Origin of the sequence: uncultured Ferrovibrio sp. (genome assembly GCF_937960835.1) — a bacterium.
Taxonomy (GTDB): Bacteria; Pseudomonadota; Alphaproteobacteria; order Ferrovibrionales; family Ferrovibrionaceae; genus Ferrovibrio.
Map to the genome: position 1 here is coordinate 448,518 of NZ_CALGPC010000006.1, position 14,206 is coordinate 462,723.

The 14,206-nt window shown below is 63.9% G+C and carries 16 protein-coding genes; 6 read left to right on the top strand and 10 right to left on the bottom strand.

The window, feature by feature from the left end; all coding sequences use genetic code 11:
• Nucleotides 1–13: 13 nt before the first annotated feature.
• The 5 genes from Q0603_RS06530 to Q0603_RS06550 all read right to left on the bottom strand — a co-directional run bounded on the left by Q0603_RS06530 (nt 14) and on the right by Q0603_RS06550 (nt 5,511).
• Nucleotides 14–673: an HAD family hydrolase gene (locus Q0603_RS06530; protein WP_298723812.1), complete on the bottom strand. Its 660-nt coding sequence runs from the start codon at nt 671–673 to the stop codon at nt 14–16.
• Between the two features lie 70 nt (nt 674–743).
• A complete protein-coding gene (gene msrP, locus Q0603_RS06535; protein ID WP_298723814.1) occupies nt 744–1,691 on the bottom strand; it encodes a protein-methionine-sulfoxide reductase catalytic subunit MsrP in 948 nt (315 codons plus the stop codon).
• Nucleotides 1,692–1,818: 127 nt separating this feature from the next.
• Nucleotides 1,819–2,298 (bottom strand): Dps family protein, encoded by a 480-nt coding sequence (locus Q0603_RS06540; RefSeq protein WP_298723816.1) that lies wholly within the window; start codon nt 2,296–2,298, stop codon nt 1,819–1,821.
• A gap of 220 nt (nt 2,299–2,518) precedes the next feature.
• On the bottom strand, nt 2,519–3,661 hold the full coding sequence (ada, locus tag Q0603_RS06545) for a bifunctional DNA-binding transcriptional regulator/O6-methylguanine-DNA methyltransferase Ada (RefSeq protein ID WP_298723818.1): 1,143 nt from the start codon (nt 3,659–3,661) through the stop codon (nt 2,519–2,521).
• 68 nt (nt 3,662–3,729) lie between these two features.
• Nucleotides 3,730–5,511 carry an acyclic terpene utilization AtuA family protein gene (locus Q0603_RS06550; protein WP_298723820.1) on the bottom strand — a complete coding sequence of 594 codons (1,782 nt, stop codon included), beginning with the start codon at nt 5,509–5,511 and terminating at the stop codon, nt 3,730–3,732.
• A 320-nt stretch (nt 5,512–5,831) separates the two neighbouring features.
• On the opposite strand from Q0603_RS06550, the gene Q0603_RS06555 reads away from it, so the two are divergent.
• The 3 genes from Q0603_RS06555 (at nt 5,832) to Q0603_RS06565 (ending at nt 7,539) form a co-directional block, all read left to right on the top strand.
• The gene (locus Q0603_RS06555; RefSeq protein WP_298723822.1) at nt 5,832–6,230 is read left to right on the top strand and encodes a hypothetical protein; all 399 of its coding nucleotides are present in this window, start codon (nt 5,832–5,834) and stop codon (nt 6,228–6,230) included.
• Nucleotides 6,231–6,436: 206 nt separating this feature from the next.
• Nucleotides 6,437–6,694, top strand: coding sequence for a glutaredoxin 3 (gene grxC, locus Q0603_RS06560; RefSeq protein WP_298723824.1), 258 nt, complete (start codon nt 6,437–6,439; stop codon nt 6,692–6,694).
• A gap of 5 nt (nt 6,695–6,699) precedes the next feature.
• Nucleotides 6,700–7,539, top strand: a complete 840-nt coding sequence (locus Q0603_RS06565) for a carbon-nitrogen hydrolase family protein (protein WP_298723826.1) — start codon at nt 6,700–6,702, stop codon at nt 7,537–7,539.
• Here the strand turns inward: Q0603_RS06565 and Q0603_RS06570 are convergent.
• From Q0603_RS06570 to Q0603_RS06580, 3 genes are all read right to left on the bottom strand, one after another.
• Nucleotides 7,512–8,354: an inositol monophosphatase family protein gene (locus Q0603_RS06570; protein ID WP_298723828.1), complete on the bottom strand. Its 843-nt coding sequence runs from the start codon at nt 8,352–8,354 to the stop codon at nt 7,512–7,514. The genes Q0603_RS06565 and Q0603_RS06570 overlap by 28 nt on opposite strands.
• 108 nt (nt 8,355–8,462) lie before the next feature.
• Nucleotides 8,463–8,999 (bottom strand): GNAT family N-acetyltransferase, encoded by a 537-nt coding sequence (locus Q0603_RS06575; protein ID WP_298723830.1) that lies wholly within the window; start codon nt 8,997–8,999, stop codon nt 8,463–8,465.
• Nucleotides 8,996–9,526 (bottom strand): class I SAM-dependent methyltransferase, encoded by a 531-nt coding sequence (locus tag Q0603_RS06580; RefSeq protein ID WP_298723832.1) that lies wholly within the window; start codon nt 9,524–9,526, stop codon nt 8,996–8,998. The genes Q0603_RS06575 and Q0603_RS06580 overlap by 4 nt, the downstream gene beginning before the upstream one ends.
• 127 nt (nt 9,527–9,653) lie before the next feature.
• Between Q0603_RS06580 and Q0603_RS06585 the strand changes: the two genes are divergently transcribed.
• The gene (locus Q0603_RS06585) at nt 9,654–10,073 is read left to right on the top strand and encodes a DUF1178 family protein (RefSeq protein WP_298723833.1); all 420 of its coding nucleotides are present in this window, start codon (nt 9,654–9,656) and stop codon (nt 10,071–10,073) included.
• 84 nt (nt 10,074–10,157) lie between these two features.
• On the opposite strand, the gene Q0603_RS06590 is transcribed toward Q0603_RS06585, so the two are convergent.
• A complete protein-coding gene (locus tag Q0603_RS06590) occupies nt 10,158–11,045 on the bottom strand; it encodes an AraC family transcriptional regulator (RefSeq protein WP_298723835.1) in 888 nt (295 codons plus the stop codon).
• A gap of 146 nt (nt 11,046–11,191) precedes the next feature.
• Between Q0603_RS06590 and Q0603_RS06595 the strand changes: the two genes are divergently transcribed.
• Complete coding sequence (locus Q0603_RS06595) at nt 11,192–11,947, top strand: SDR family oxidoreductase (protein ID WP_298723836.1); 756 nt, start codon at nt 11,192–11,194, stop codon at nt 11,945–11,947.
• A 101-nt stretch (nt 11,948–12,048) separates the two neighbouring features.
• Here Q0603_RS06595 and ubiG read toward each other — a convergent pair whose 3' ends face one another.
• Nucleotides 12,049–12,789 (bottom strand): bifunctional 2-polyprenyl-6-hydroxyphenol methylase/3-demethylubiquinol 3-O-methyltransferase UbiG, encoded by a 741-nt coding sequence (gene ubiG / locus Q0603_RS06600; protein ID WP_298723838.1) that lies wholly within the window; start codon nt 12,787–12,789, stop codon nt 12,049–12,051.
• Between the two features lie 160 nt (nt 12,790–12,949).
• Between ubiG and Q0603_RS06605 the strand changes: the two genes are divergently transcribed.
• Nucleotides 12,950–14,170 (top strand): aspartate kinase, encoded by a 1,221-nt coding sequence (locus Q0603_RS06605; protein WP_298723840.1) that lies wholly within the window; start codon nt 12,950–12,952, stop codon nt 14,168–14,170.
• The last annotated feature ends 36 nt before the right edge of the window (nt 14,171–14,206 follow it).

Sequence of the window (14,206 nt, forward strand, 5' to 3'; positions counted from 1 at the left end):
CTGAAAACCGGATTCAGACGCCGCCGTTCAGCAGGGCGGGCAGTTCGGCCATGTCGGAAAAGACGCGGCAGCCCAGATCACGGAAGGTGGCTCCCTGATGATCCTGCGGATCCGGGCGATAGGCAAACACCGTCATGCCGGCGCGCAGGCCGGCGGTCACGCCCGGCAGGCTGTCTTCCACCACCGCACAGACCTGTGGCGCATAGCCCATTTCTTTGGCCGCATGCAGGAAGAGATCGGGATGCGGTTTGCCGCGGGCGACCTGCCGCGCGCTGAAGCAATGGGGGCCGAAATAGCCGGCCAGGCCACAGAGCGCGAGGCTGAGTTCGATCTTTTCCAGCTCCGACGACGAAGCGACGCATTTCGGCTGCGGCACCTGCCGCAGCATCTCCGGCACGCCGGGAACCGGGTTCAGCTCGGCACGCAGACGGCGGTAGGTCTCAGCCTGCAGGATTGCCTCGAAATCCTCCGGCAGGGTCAGGCCGTAATGGGTGCGCACATGCTCGAAGCAGCTCGGCAGGCTCAAGCCTGTGAGGTCGCGCGCGATGGTCGCTTCATCGAAGTAGGGATCGAGCCCCAGCGCGACCAGCTTTTCGAAGAAGACGCGGTTCGCCACCGGCTCGCTGTCCACCAGCGTGCCGTCCATGTCGAAGATGATGAGGTCGAATGCCATGACGAGGGGATAGCGCAAAAGGAGCGGCCTGGCATCCCTCGGGCGCGTAGCGACGAGAGGGTGAGGAGGCTTACATGAACAGCTTCTCGCCGCTCTTGTCCTTGTAGAGATCGGCGACGAATTCGCCGTAGCCGTTGTAAAGCAGGGTCGGCACGCGCTTGCCGGTGCCGATCACTTCCTCGGTCGCCTGGCTCCAGCGCGGATGCGGCACCTCGGGATTGACGTTGGCCCAGAAGCCGTATTCGGTGGGGCCAAGCGCTTCCCAGAAGGTTTTCGGCCGCTGATCGGTGAAGGTGAAGCGCACGATCGACTTCACGGATTTGAAGCCGTATTTCCACGGCACGGCGAGCCGCAGCGGCGCACCCATCTGCTTGGGCAGCGGTTTGCCATAGACACCGATGGCGATGAAGGCGAGGTCGTTGCTGGCTTCTTCCATCGTCAGGCCTTCGGTATAGGGCCAGGGATACCAGAATTGCCGCTGGCCGCCCGCCTCGGCGGGGCGCTGGAAGGTTTCCATGCGCACATATTTGGCGCCGGATTGCGGCTCGGCGAAAGCGAGCAGCGCCTTGAGCGGAAATCCGGTCCAGGGTACCGCCATCGACCAGGCCTCGACGCAGCGATGGCGATAAAGCCGCTCTTCGACCGGCATCTTGCGGATCAGGTCTTCGGCGTCGATGGTGATCTCCTTGGCCACCATGCCGTCGATCTTCACCTGCCAGGGCTGGATCGTCAGCTTCTGCGCCGCATTGGCGATCTGCTTATGCGGGCCGAATTCATAGAAATTATTGTAGGTGGTGGCGACCTTCTCGGCAGTGATGTCGCGGTCGAGCGTGAAGGACGGATTGCGCTTGGCGGGATAGAGCTCAGGAGCCACCTCGGCTCGTGCGAAACGCGCGGCGCCGAGCGCGAGGCCTGCTGCGCCGATGCCAAGCAGCAGCTTGCGGCGGTTGAAGAACACAGCCTCGGGCGTTGCCATCGATTCCGGCAATTCCCAACCCTTCTTGCGCTTGATCAGCATAACCGCCTCCACATGACGACAACCGGGCGACAACGAACTGGCGCAAAAAGAAAAGCGCCCAGCCATGACCCTAGCGGGCCAGCGGCTGGGCGCCAATCAAGCCTTGGTGAGGCGTAAGCCGCTCAGATCACTTCTTCTCCAGCAGGCTGCGCAGCATCCACGCGGTCTTTTCATGGATCTGCATGCGCTGCGTCAGCAGATCGGCGGTCGGCTCGTCAGCAGCCTTCTCGACGACCGGGAAGATTTGGCGCGCCGTCTTGGTCACGGCTTCGTTACCTTTCACCAGATTCTTGATCATCTCCTGCGCGGTCGGCACGCCGTTCTCCTCCTTGATCGAGGAGAGCTTGGCATATTGCGCGTAGGAACCCGGCGCATAATGGCCGAGCGCGCGGATGCGCTCCGCAATCAGGTCCACCGCCAGCGCGAGTTCGGTGTACTGCGTCTCGAACATCGTATGCAGCGTCTGGAACATCGGGCCTTCGACGTTCCAGTGATAGTTATGCGTCTTCAAATACAGCGTGTAGGTGTCGGCCAGAAGGCGGGACAAACCTTCAACAATTTTCTTGCGATCCTTTTCCGCAATGCCGATGTCGATGGCGACAGACATGGGACAACTCCTTTTGGTTTTCTTTTCCAGTTTTTGACGTCGATATTTACTCTAGAACGGTTCTACAAAACTGCAACCGGCTTAAACGAAAGGCTAGCATGCCGTTACTGCAACATGGTTGCAGTGAGGCAAATCAATTCTCCGGCCATAATAAGACGATGGTATGGCACGCAAAGAAGAATCGGTGCGGGGAACACGAAATGGCCTGGCGCCACCGCGCCTATTCGGCGGCCGGCTCCAGAGTGGCGCCTTCGCCTGAGAGCAGCTTTTGCTTGCGCGGCAGGCCCCAGCGATAGCCGCCCAGCCCGCCATCGCTGCGCAGTGCGCGGTGACAGGGCACCAGCACGCCGATGATGTTGTTGGCGCAGGCCGAGCCCACGGCGCGGGCCGCTTTCGGCATGCCCAGGGCCTGGGCGATTTCCAGATAGGTACGGGTCTCGCCCGGCGGGATCGCCTGCAGTGCCGTCCAGACACGGATCTGGAAGGGCGTGCCGCGCAGATCCAGCCGCAGGCCGCGCGGCAGCGGCCGGCCTTCAAGCATGGCTTCCAGTGCTGTGAAAGCCTGTTCGCCCGCTTTGTCGTCCAGCTTCAATTGTGCGGCGGGGAATTCGCTGCGCAGCTCATCGAGCAAAGCGGCTTTGCTCTCGCCAAACAGAAGGGCGGCGATACCGCGCGGGCTTTCGGCGACCAGCGTCAGGCCCAGCGGCGTGCGTCGGATGGCCACTGTCAGGGTCAAACCCTCGCCGCCGCGCCGGTAGTCGGCAGGCGTCATGCCAAGCCAGCGGTCGGCCTTTTCATAGACGCGGCTGGCGGCCCCGAAGCCGGCGCCGTAGATCGCATCGGCCACGCCGTTGCCGGTGCGCAGACCGCGTTTCAGCGCCGCGACACGCTGTGCCTCGGCATAGGCGCGCGGGCTCAGGCCATAGGCAGCGGCAAAGCGGCGCTGCAAATGGGTCGCGCCCATATGCACCACGCGGGCGAGCTGAGCCAGCGTCGGCACAGGTTCACCGGCGGCAACGCGCTGGTCGATCAGCAGGCGCGCGCGTTCCAGCCGCGCATCGGCTGCGGGTGCCTTGTCGGGCCTGCAGCGCTTGCAGGGCCGGAAGCCGGCGGCGATTGCCTCATCGGCGGACGAGAAGATGCGAATATTGTCACGTTTTGGAACGCGGCTGACACAGGAGGGCCGGCAAAAGATCTTTGTGCTGCTGACCGCATAGAGGAACTGGCCGTCGGCCGCGCTGTCATTGGCGCGGATGGCGGCGAATTCGGCATCGGTCGGGCGGCGGGCGCCGGACAGAGGCTTTGCAATGGCCGGCTTTGCGACGGTCGGCTTGGTGATGGTCTTGGCCAGGGTCTGTGTCATGGTCTGAAAGATAGGACCAGGACGGCCACCCCGCTATCCGGCTTTTGCGCAGCGATTGAAGAATTCGGTCAAAGACTCCAGGAAACCGGCACCGGAACCGGGAAATCCAGCAACATCTGCGCATAGGCCTTGCCCTGCGGATCGTTGCGCAAGGAGGCGATGCCGCCGCCGCAAAGGGCCTGATGCAGCAGGAAATTCAGGCCATGGATGCCCGGCCATTCGAAGCGTTCGACCGGGCCCTCGATCAGATGGGCGAAGTAGTTTCGGACGGCCTCTTCGGTCAGTGCAGCGCGGATCGCCGGCAGGTACTCGGGCTTGCGCGCAATCACGCCGATATTGCTGTCATCGCCCTTGTCGCCCGAGCGCGCATAGGCCAGGCGGATCAGCGGCACGGTCTGGCGCGGACCATCGGCAAGCGGCGTCAAATCGGGCTTGCCGGCCGGCGCGCCAGTCGTGTCGCCTGCGATGAGCGGGATATCGAGCGGCTGCGGCTTGCCGTCGAGATCGAGCGCGAGCTTCAGCGCCGTCTTGTCGATGAAGCAGGAGAAGAGCCGCACGATGGGCTGCGGCGTCGGGCGGCCGCCGAAGAAGCCGGTGGTGCCCGGCGAAAACGACGTGCCGGCAGGCGCGATTTCGCGCGCGAAGATGTCCAGCGCGGCCTTCTCGGCATGGCTGACAGAGAGTTTCAACACGACTTCACGGCTGGCGCACGCACCTTCTGTGGCATGCGGACCATACATCGATTCGGCGCCAAGCACTTCAATTGAAGTGGCGCGGTAATCGCCGAGATTGAGCATGGTGAACAGCCGCCGGGTGCGTTTCAGGATCGCTTCCGCCGTGCGCTCGGCTTTTCCGCGCGCCTCGATGCCGCCGATGGTCAGATGCGCCACCGCGCGATAGCCGTCGAGATAGGTGGCCGAAACCTTGTAACGATCCGAGGGCGGCCGGCCTTTGGCGCCGGCGACGCGCACGCGATGCTCGCCGATCTCTTCGATCTTCACGGCCGTGAAGTCGCAAGTGACATCCGGCAGACGATAGCAGGCAGGATCGCCGATCTCGTAGACGAGCTGCTCGGCGACAGTGCCGAAGCTGACCAGGCCGCCGGTATTCTTTGGCTTGGTGACGATGAAGCTGCCGTCTTCGGAAATCTCGGCGATGGGGTAGCCGATATTGTCCCAGTCAGGCACGTCGCGCCAATCGGTGAACAGGCCGCCGCTCGCCTGCGCGCCACATTCGATGATGTGGCCGGCAAGGCTGCCAGCCGCGAGGCGGTCGAAGTCCCGCATGTCCCAGCCGAATTCATGGATCAGCGGGCCGAGGCAGAGCGCGCTGTCGACGCAGCGGCCGGTGATCACGATATCGGCTCCGGCCTTCAAGGCGGCGGCAATCGGCGCTGCACCAAGGTAAGCATTGGCCGACATGAAACGCTCTGGCGCCGTCTCATTGGCATTCATCGGCTGCAATTGCGGCTTCAGCCGGTCGATCTCAGGGATGAGGTCATCACCCAGCACGACGCCGACTTTCAGATCGAGATTGGCCTGCGCGATCAGCTCGCGGATCGCCACCGCGCAGGAGGCGGGGTTTACACCGCCGGCATTGGCGACGATCTTCACCTTGCGTTGCGCAATCTCGGGCAGCAGGCGTTTCATCGTCACCGCGACGAAATCGGTGGCATAGCCCTGGGACGGATCTTTCGCCCGCATGCGGGCCATGATCGACATGGTGATCTCGGCCAGATAGTCGAAGATCAGGTAGTCGACTTCGCCCAAGTGCAGAAGCTGCGGCGCCGCCACCATGGAATCGCCCCAGAAGGCCGATGCGCCGCCGATCCGTACGGTCTTGCCGCTCATACTGCCGTTTCCTCCGTCATCGTTTTCAGCCACCATAGCGGCGCGCAGGCGGCCCGTCATGCGTTCCCATCGCCTGCTGCATGCTGCCGTTGCGTCATTCGTCGCTTAGTTCTTTTCCTGCGTTGCAGTGAAGACATGTCGGAAACCGGAGCATCCCTGGGATTGCTCCTGCGCGCGGCGCGGCTTAACTGGCGCGGCTTCGTCGCCTCGCTGCCGCAATACATACTCTGTCATGCAGAGACCGACGATCCCGGCTGGCTTTATGCCGAGTGCATCTCCGAGCCTTACTGCCTAAGTTGCGGCGCGCCTTACATGGTCCGGTGCCGGCGGGTCTGGTCTGCGGCGCCTGCCTGCGCCAGCCGCTGCGCTTCAGCCGTGCGTGTTCGGCTTTCACTTACGGCGGCAATGGCTGCCAACCGGTGCTGCACTTCGAGCGTGGCGACCGCACCGATCTGATGCCGGGACTGGCGGCGATGCTGCGGGTGGCAGGGGCGGAGCTGCTGAAGGATTGCGGCATGATTGTGCCGGTGCCGCTGCATCGCTGGCGGCTGTGGTGGCGGCGGTTCAACCAGGCCGTCATGCTGGCGCAGGCGCTGGGGCGGCTGACGGGAAAACCGGCAATGCTTAAGTTTCTGGAACGGCGGCGGCCGACGCAAAGCCTGGGGTGTTCGGTGCGCGTCGAGCGGCGGCGGATTTCTGGCCGGCGCGCTGCGGGTTAGCTGGGCCGGGAGGCGGAGGTTGCCGGCCGGCGCATCCTGCTGGTCGATGACGTGCTGACCACCGGCGGCACCGCCAATGCCGGCACCCGGATTTATTGCAGGCCGGGGCCTCCGCGGTGGACGTGTTGACCCCGGCGCGGGTTGTTCGGCTCGATTAGCGCCCAATATAATGGGGCGAGGGGCCTCCCAACCCATAAAGGCGATTTATGACCGACATCGTGATTTATACGACTTTCATGTGTCCGTATTGCGCGCGTGCCAAGGCGCTGCTGGAAAAGAAGGGCCAGACCTATACCGAGATCGATGTCTCCTACGACGCGGCCAAGCGCGAAGAGATGACCCAGAAGGCCGGTGGCCGCCGGACAGTGCCGCAGATATGGATTAACGGCCAGCATGTGGGCGGCTGCGACGATCTTTATGCGCTGGATCGAGAGGGCAAGCTCGATCAGATGCTGGCGGCTTGAGCACGATGGCGCGGCGGGTCAAGATCGGACTGGTTCAGCCGAATGTCTGGGACGACATGGCGGCCAATATCGGCCATGTTTCAGCGCTCGTGCGCAAGGCGAAAGCCGACGGCGCGGAATTCATCGCCACGCCGGAGAATTCCGGCTTCATGGGCGCGAATGCGGCAGCCAGCGTCGCCGCCGGCCAGCCGGAAGAGCGCCATCCCGCGCTGCAGGCCTATCGCGATGTCGCCAAGGAACTGAGCTGTTGGCTGCTGGTCGGGTCGCTGGGCATCAAGCCGGAAGGCGCCAACCGCAACTTCAACCGCTCATATCTCGTGGCGCCCGATGGCGGCATCGCTGCGCGCTACGACAAGATCCATCTTTTCGATGTTGATCTGCCGAGCGGCGAAACCTATCGCGAGTCCAATTCCATCGCGCCGGGCAGCGAAGGTGTGGTCACAGACATGCCGTTTGCCAGGCTGGGCATGTCGATCTGTTACGACCTGCGTTTCCCGGGCCTCTATCGCGGCCTGGCGCAGGCGGGCGCTGAGATCATCTCGATCCCGGCGGCATTCACGCGCACGACGGGGCAGGCGCATTGGCATGTGCTGCTGCGCGCGCGGGCCATCGAGACCGGCGCCTTCGTCATCGCGCCGGCGATGTGGGGCGATCATCCGGGCAACCGACAGACCTACGGCCATTCGCTGGTGGTCGATCCCTGGGGCAAGGTGCTGGCCGATGCCGGCGAGGGCGTCGGCGTCGTCACCGCCGAAATCGATCTGGATGAAGTGGCCAAGGCGCGGGCGCAGATTCCGGCCTGGCGGCACGATCCGAATTATACCTTGCCGGCCCGCGCCGGATAGGCGACCGCGCTGGCGGGCGTGAACATCGGCAGCGTGACGCCGGTGGCGGCCGAGAAGGGCGCCCATAGCGCGGGCGTGAGCCCCAGCACCGGCTCGGCCCGCATGAAGCCGTCCAGCCCTTCGTAATCGTTGGTCACACCGCCAGCCTCGCGGATCAGCAGCAATCCGGCCAAGGCATCCCACGGCTTCATGCGCGCTTCGTAAAAGCCGTCCAGCGATCCATCGGCAACCAGCGCCAGCAGCAGCAATCCGCTGCCTAGGCGGCGATACTGGCAATGCGCATCAAGCAGATGCTCGATCAATGCCGCATGCGGCGCGCCGGCTTCGCCATGGCCCAGCCCCAGGCCGATGCAGGCGCGGTTCAACTGTGCCGTGCCGCTGACTGAAATCGGCTTGCCGTTGCAGAAAGCGCCATAGCCGCGCCGGGCGGTGTAGAGCCGGTCACCCGTCACGTCATAGATCAGGCCAAGCTCCAGCGTACCGCCAACCACCAGTGCAATGGCGGTGCACCAGTAAGGCAGGCCGCGCACGAAATTCGCCGTGCCGTCGATCGGATCGATCACCCAGAGCGCGTCTGTTTCGCCGCCGCGCCGGCCGCGTTCCTCGCCGAGGATGCCGTCATGCGGAAATGACGCCAGCAGCCGCGAGGTGATCAGATCCTCCGTTTCCGCATCGGCCTGGCTGACGAAATCCTGCACACCTTTCAGCTTGACGACAAGATCGCCGCGATTGTCGAAAAAGCCGCGCGCCAGTTTGCCCGCTTCGCGGATCACCTGTTCTGCATGGCGCAGACGTTGCTCGATATCGACGGTCATGGACATACTCGTGAACGGATGAGAACGGAGATGAAGCAGGAAAGAAATTAGCGCTGCCCGCGTACTCCGCCCAGAAAAAACGAAGCAGGTCGGGAGAGGCCTAAAGCATCAGCCGGCGGCGGGCCGCCATTGCTCGCGCGGCAGGGTGAACCAGCAGACGATGCGCTCCCATAGCGGGCCTTCGCCGGTGTAATCGAAGCCGAGCTTGCCAAGCACGCGCTGCGACGCTTTGTTCTCAGGCGCAGTCAGCGCGATCAATGCGTTCAATCCGGCGGAGCCGAAGGCGAAATCGAGCGCTGCCCGTCCGGCCTCGGTGGCGAGGCCCCGGCCCCAGACTGTCTTGGTCAACAAATACAGCAATTCGGTCTGTTCCGCTTCCGGAATCCAGCGCAGGCCGCATTGCCCCAGCAGGCGGCCGGTGGCCCGGTCAGTCACTGCCCAGACGCCGTAGCCGCGGCGATCCCAGTGGTCGTTGAAATTGTGAATGTTACTTTTGGCCCGCTCGGCGGCGGCTTTGCGCTCCAGGCCGCGGCCGGGCAGCATATGGCGCATGACGGTATCGTCGGCATAGAGCCGGGCTAGGTTTTCCCAATCCCCTCCGGCGAAGCGGCGCAGCACCAGACGTTCGGTCTCTATCTCGCTCATCGTTTGATCGCGCAAATACGTTGCCGCATGGCGGGGCTGGGGGTGTTGTCCTCGCCCTGCTCGAAGGCGCGGATGTCGAAGGCGTCCTTGCAGCGTTCGAAGAGTTCGTCCGGCGCCAGCAGGAAATCCGGATTGCCGGGCTTTCCGAAGCGCTCGTTGCCGCGCATGAAGGTTTCGTAGAGCAGCAATCCGCCGGGCGCGACCGCGCCGATCAGGGCAGGAAGCAGCGGCCGCCACAGATAGTTGGTAACCACCACGGCGGCGAAACGCCGGCCGGGCAGGGGCCAGGGGCTGCCATCTTCCAGGTCAGCCTGGACGAGGGTGGCATCGGGTTGGCTGGCTAAATCGGCAAGGCCGGAAAGGTCGCGGTCCAGGAAGGTGACCGGGTGCTGGCGGGCCAGGAACAGCCGGCCGTGGCGCCCCCCACCGCAGGCAAGGTCCAGGACGGGCCCGCCCGCCGGCACCAGCGGAGCGAACCGCGAAACCCATGGCGAGGGCGCGGGGCTAGAGCCGGGATGGTGTTCCATACCGGTTCCCCGCCACTGTCTGCCCCTTGTTGCACCTGCCTAACAGCACCATGTATAAGAGAAATTCTTAGTATAAGAGAAATTCTTACTCTACTGGGGTTTGAGCAAAACCGAATCGTCGCCGCGCATGATCAAGTACGAATTGAAATGCCGCAAGGACCATGTCTTCGAAGCGTGGTTTTATGACAGCGCCACCTACGACAAGCAGGCGGCAGGCGGAAAGGTGGTTTGCCCGGTTTGCGGTTCCCGCAAGGTGACCAAGGCGCCGATGGCGCCCCGCATCGGACGCTCCAAGGCCGATCAGGCCGCCGAGGAGGTCAAGCGCGCGGCTGCGGCCCGCAGGCTGCTGGCCGAGCTGCGCGACCATGTCGAAAAGAACGCCGATTACGTCGGCGACCGGTTTGCCGAGGAAGCGCGGCGCATCCATTACGGCGAAACCGATCCGCGCAGCATCTATGGCGAAGCCAGCCCCGACGAGGCCAGGGAACTGGTCGAAGAGGGCGTCGATGTCGCCATTATCCCCTGGCTGCCGCGCGGGGATGCGTAAAGCTTCTCAGTCTTCATCATAAAAACCTCACCCTTCCATAGCTGACGTGATGGACCCCTTCGGCTTGCGGGAGGGTGAGGGTTTCTACGCCGCCTGAATCTTGCCCTTCGCCGCCTTCGCATCGCGCACCGGCGGCAAGCCGAAGAGGCGGCTATATTCGCGCGTGAACTGCGACACGCTTTCATAGCCCACGGCATAAGCGGCGTTGCTGGCGCTCATGTCTTCGGTCAGCATCAGTCGCCGCGCCTCGATCAGCCGCAGGTGCTTCTGGAACTGCAGCGGCGACAGCGACGTCACCGCGCGGAAATGCTGATGGAAGGAGGACGGGCTCATACCCGCCGCATCGGCGAGTTCCTCGACCGGGATCCTGCGAGCGTAATCGTGGCGCAGAATCGCAACCGCGCGCGCGATGCGCTGCACAGGGCTGTCGGGCCAGCCAAGCCGCCTGATGGCAGAACCATGGCGTCCAGCCATCAGCCAGTAATGCATCTCGCGCAAAAGCTGGTTTTTGAGCACGGGCAGCGATGCCGGGCGATCCAGCAATCGCAGAAGGCGCAGCGCGGCATCAGCCACTTCGGCATCGGTCGGATCGATGCGTACCGGCGCATCGTCGCTGACCAGCATGGCCCTTACCTCCGCCGCCAGTTCCGCGATGATCGCAAGATCGAGTTCCAGGACGAACGACAGATACGGCGCAGCGGTGCTGGCGCGCGTGATCTGACTCATGATCGGCACATCCGCGGTGATCAGCAATGAATCTCCCGCGCTGAAAGAATACTCCTGCAAACCCATCGTCACACGCTTGCTGCCCTGCAGGAGCAGGCAAGCCATCGGCCGTGATACCGTGTGCACGATATCGCTGGGGGCGGTGGCGTACACCAGCATCAGACCGGGGATCGGCATCCGCACCAGGCCATGCGCATCGGCATGAGCTTCGGCGTAACGGCGTGCGGCGTTCAGGAGCGTGGTCATGACGTAAGCCTATAGGGGCGTGACAGGGCATGCACACGGTTTCGGAGGATCAGGCAAAAAACCTCCAGCTTCGGGCAACAAAGCCCCGGTTTTGAGGCCGATATTGCGGTCGTCAGAAACGTTATCAGCCACCCAGGAGACCGACCATGACCAAGATCACCCTCATTACCGGCGCCAGCCGCGGCTTGGGCCGCAATACTGCTCTCAGCATCGCCCGCCGCGGCGGCGATGTGATCATCACCTATCAAAGCCGCGCCGATGAGGCGAAAGCTGTCGTCGCCGAGATCGAGAAAATGGGGCGCAAGACGCTGGCTTTCCGGCTCGACAGCGGCAACGTATCCGCCTTCGCGCCATTCGCCGAGCAGTTGCGCACAGCGCTGCACGAGACGTGGTCGCGCGACACGTTCGATCATCTCGTCAATAATGCTGGCCATGGCGATACGGCCCGGATCGGCGAAACCACCGAAGCGCAGTTCGACGGATTGGTGAATGTCCATTTCAAGGGCGTTTATTTTCTGACCCAGACACTGCTGCCGCTGATCGTCAATGGCGGCCGCATCGTGAATATTTCCTCGGGTCTGACGCGGATGGCCTTCCCCGGCTACGCCGCCTATGCGTCGGCGAAGGCCGCCGTCGAGACGCTGTCGGTCTACATGGCCAAGGAGCTGGGATCGCGCGGCATCGCGGTGAATACCGTAGCACCGGGCGCGATCGAGACCGATTTCGGCGGCGGTGCCGTGCGCGACAACGCTGACTTCAACAAGGCCATCGCGGGCATGACGGCGCTTGGCCGTGTTGGCCTGCCAGACGATGTCGGGCCGGTGATCGCCAATCTCCTGTTGGAGGATAGCCGCTGGATCAACGCGCAGCGGATCGAGGTCTCCGGCGGCCAGGGGATCTGATCAGACGGCCAGAGCAGCCTTCGAGAGGGCGGCGGCAGTCAGGGATTTGCGGAAGCTATCTGGCGATTCCTGACTGCCGCTGTTTCATTTGCTGCTGGCGGTTAAGCCTTCATCGCCACCATCATGTAATTCACATCGGTGTCGCGGCTGAGGCTCCAGCGGTCGGCCAGCGGGTCGTAGCTGATGCCCGCGATGTCGCGCACGGTCAGGCCCGCATGGCGCAGGCCCGCGGCAAGCTCATGCGGTCTGACGAATTTCTTCCAGTCATGGGTTCCGCGCGGCAGCCAGCGCAGGATGTATTCCGCCGCCACGATGCCAAGTGCGTAGGACTTAATCGTGCGGTTCAGCGTGGCCGCAATCAGCAGGCCGCCCGGCTTGACCATCTGGCCACAGGCAGCGAGGAAGCCTTCCAGGTCGGCGACATGCTCGACCACTTCCAGGGTCAGCACGACGTCGAACTGCTCGCCGGCGGCCGCCAGGGCCTCGGCGCTGGTGCAGCGGTAGTCCACCGCCACCCCGGCATCCCGCGCATGGGTGCTGGCGACCCCGATATTCTGTTCGGAGGCGTCGACGCCGACCACCGAGGCTCCCAGGCGGGCCACCGGCTCGGCCACCAGGCCGCCGCCGCAGCCGATATCGAGCAGTCGCAGGCCGGAAAGCGGGGCTGGCGCCGCCGAATCGCGGCCGAAATGGCCGGCGATGCAGTCGCGGATGAAACCGAGTCGCACCGGATTAAACTTATGGAGGGGGCGGAACTTGCCCACCGGATTCCACCATTCCGCCGCCATGGCGGAAAAGCGGGCGATTTCAGCCGGATCGATACTGGCGGCGGTTTGCGTCATGGTGTCCAACAATGCCCTGGCGGAAGCTGGAAAAGGGGTATTTTCCCGACCGGTCGGCTTGCCTTCCGGACGGCGCAAAGAGTATTAAGTACCCGCCTTCTACCGGCAAGTTCCGGCCGGTCAGCTTACGACAACGGATAGTAAAATAGGATCGAGCGACATGGCGCGCTTGGTGATGAAATTCGGCGGCACGTCGGTCGGTTCGGTCGAGCGGATCAAGAATGTCGCGGCAAAGGTGAAGCGCGAGGTCGAGGCCGGCAACCAGGTTGCCGTCGTCGTCTCGGCGATGTCGGGCGAAACCAACCGCCTGGTGGACCTTTGCAAGCAGATCGACCCGATGCACGACCAGCGCGAGTACGATACCGTGGTCGCCTCGGGCGAGCAGGTGACGACCGGTCTTGTCTCGATCGCGCTGCAGGCTGTGGGCGTCAAAGCGCGCTCCTGGCAGGGCTGGCAGGTGCCGATCCGCACCAATGACATGCATGGCAAGGCCCGCATCGAGACCATCGAAGGCGACGCCATGCTCAAGGACATGGAAGCCGGCGTGGTGCCGGTGGTGGCGGGCTTCCAGGGCATCGCGCCTGGCGACCGCATCGCGACCCTGGGCCGCGGCGGCTCGGACACCTCGGCGGTGGCGCTGGCGGCTGCCCTGAAGGCGGACCGCTGCGACATCTACACCGACGTGGACGGCGTATACACGGCCGATCCGCGCATCGTGAAAAAAGCCCGCAAGCTGGATAAGATCACCTACGAGGAGATGCTGGAACTCGCCTCGCTGGGTGCCAAGGTGCTGCAGACCCGCTCGGTCGAGATGGCGATGAACCATCGCGTGCGGACGCAAGTATTGTCGAGCTTCGCCGATACGCCCGGCACGCTCGTTGTCGATGAGGATGAGATCGTGGAAAAGCAGATCGTTTCCGGCGTCACTTATTCGGCCGACGAGGCCAAGGTCACCCTGATCGGCGTGGCCGACCGTCCCGGCATCGCCGCCAGCATCTTCGGTCCGCTGTCGGACGCCGGCATCAACGTCGACATGATCGTCCAGAACATCTCCGAGGACGGCAAGAAGACCGACCTGACCTTCACCATGGGCCGCGGCGATCTCGACCGCGCCGTGAAGATCCTCGAGCAGCAGGAAAAGAGCCTGGGCTGGGCCAAGCTGGTCCCCGACAAGAACGTCGTCAAAGTCTCGGTCGTCGGCGTGGGCATGCGCAGCCATGCGGGCGTGGCGCATACCATGTTCAAGGCGCTGGCCGAGAAGGGCATCAACATCCTCGCCATCACCACGTCGGAGATCAAGGTGAGCGTGTTGATCAGCGCGGACTACACCGAACTCGCGGTGCGTGCCCTGCATACCGCCTTCGGACTCGACGCCGAATGATCGCGGGGGGCCGATGCACGGAGGGCGCGCCAGATC

What these genes read in the sequence shown, in the direction of transcription:
- Q0603_RS06550 (WP_298723820.1), bottom strand. Translation starts at nt 5,511, where the DNA reads ATGAGCGGCAAGACCGTACGGATCGGCGGCGCATCGGCCTTCTGGGGC.
- Q0603_RS06595 (WP_298723836.1), top strand. Translation starts at nt 11,192, where the DNA reads ATGACCAAGATCACCCTCATTACCGGCGCCAGCCGCGGCTTGGGCCGC.
- Q0603_RS06575 (WP_298723830.1), bottom strand. Translation starts at nt 8,999, where the DNA reads ATGAGCGAGATAGAGACCGAACGTCTGGTGCTGCGCCGCTTCGCCGGA.
- Q0603_RS06585 (WP_298723833.1), top strand. Translation starts at nt 9,654, where the DNA reads ATGATCAAGTACGAATTGAAATGCCGCAAGGACCATGTCTTCGAAGCG.
- Q0603_RS06590 (WP_298723835.1), bottom strand. Translation starts at nt 11,045, where the DNA reads ATGACCACGCTCCTGAACGCCGCACGCCGTTACGCCGAAGCTCATGCC.
- ada (WP_298723818.1), bottom strand. Translation starts at nt 3,661, where the DNA reads ATGACACAGACCCTGGCCAAGACCATCACCAAGCCGACCGTCGCAAAG.
- grxC (WP_298723824.1), top strand. Translation starts at nt 6,437, where the DNA reads ATGACCGACATCGTGATTTATACGACTTTCATGTGTCCGTATTGCGCG.
- Q0603_RS06570 (WP_298723828.1), bottom strand. Translation starts at nt 8,354, where the DNA reads ATGACCGTCGATATCGAGCAACGTCTGCGCCATGCAGAACAGGTGATC.
- ubiG (WP_298723838.1), bottom strand. Translation starts at nt 12,789, where the DNA reads ATGACGCAAACCGCCGCCAGTATCGATCCGGCTGAAATCGCCCGCTTT.
- msrP (WP_298723814.1), bottom strand. Translation starts at nt 1,691, where the DNA reads ATGCTGATCAAGCGCAAGAAGGGTTGGGAATTGCCGGAATCGATGGCA.
- Q0603_RS06565 (WP_298723826.1), top strand. Translation starts at nt 6,700, where the DNA reads ATGGCGCGGCGGGTCAAGATCGGACTGGTTCAGCCGAATGTCTGGGAC.
- Q0603_RS06540 (WP_298723816.1), bottom strand. Translation starts at nt 2,298, where the DNA reads ATGTCTGTCGCCATCGACATCGGCATTGCGGAAAAGGATCGCAAGAAA.
- Q0603_RS06580 (WP_298723832.1), bottom strand. Translation starts at nt 9,526, where the DNA reads ATGGAACACCATCCCGGCTCTAGCCCCGCGCCCTCGCCATGGGTTTCG.
- Q0603_RS06530 (WP_298723812.1), bottom strand. Translation starts at nt 673, where the DNA reads ATGGCATTCGACCTCATCATCTTCGACATGGACGGCACGCTGGTGGAC.
- Q0603_RS06605 (WP_298723840.1), top strand. Translation starts at nt 12,950, where the DNA reads ATGGCGCGCTTGGTGATGAAATTCGGCGGCACGTCGGTCGGTTCGGTC.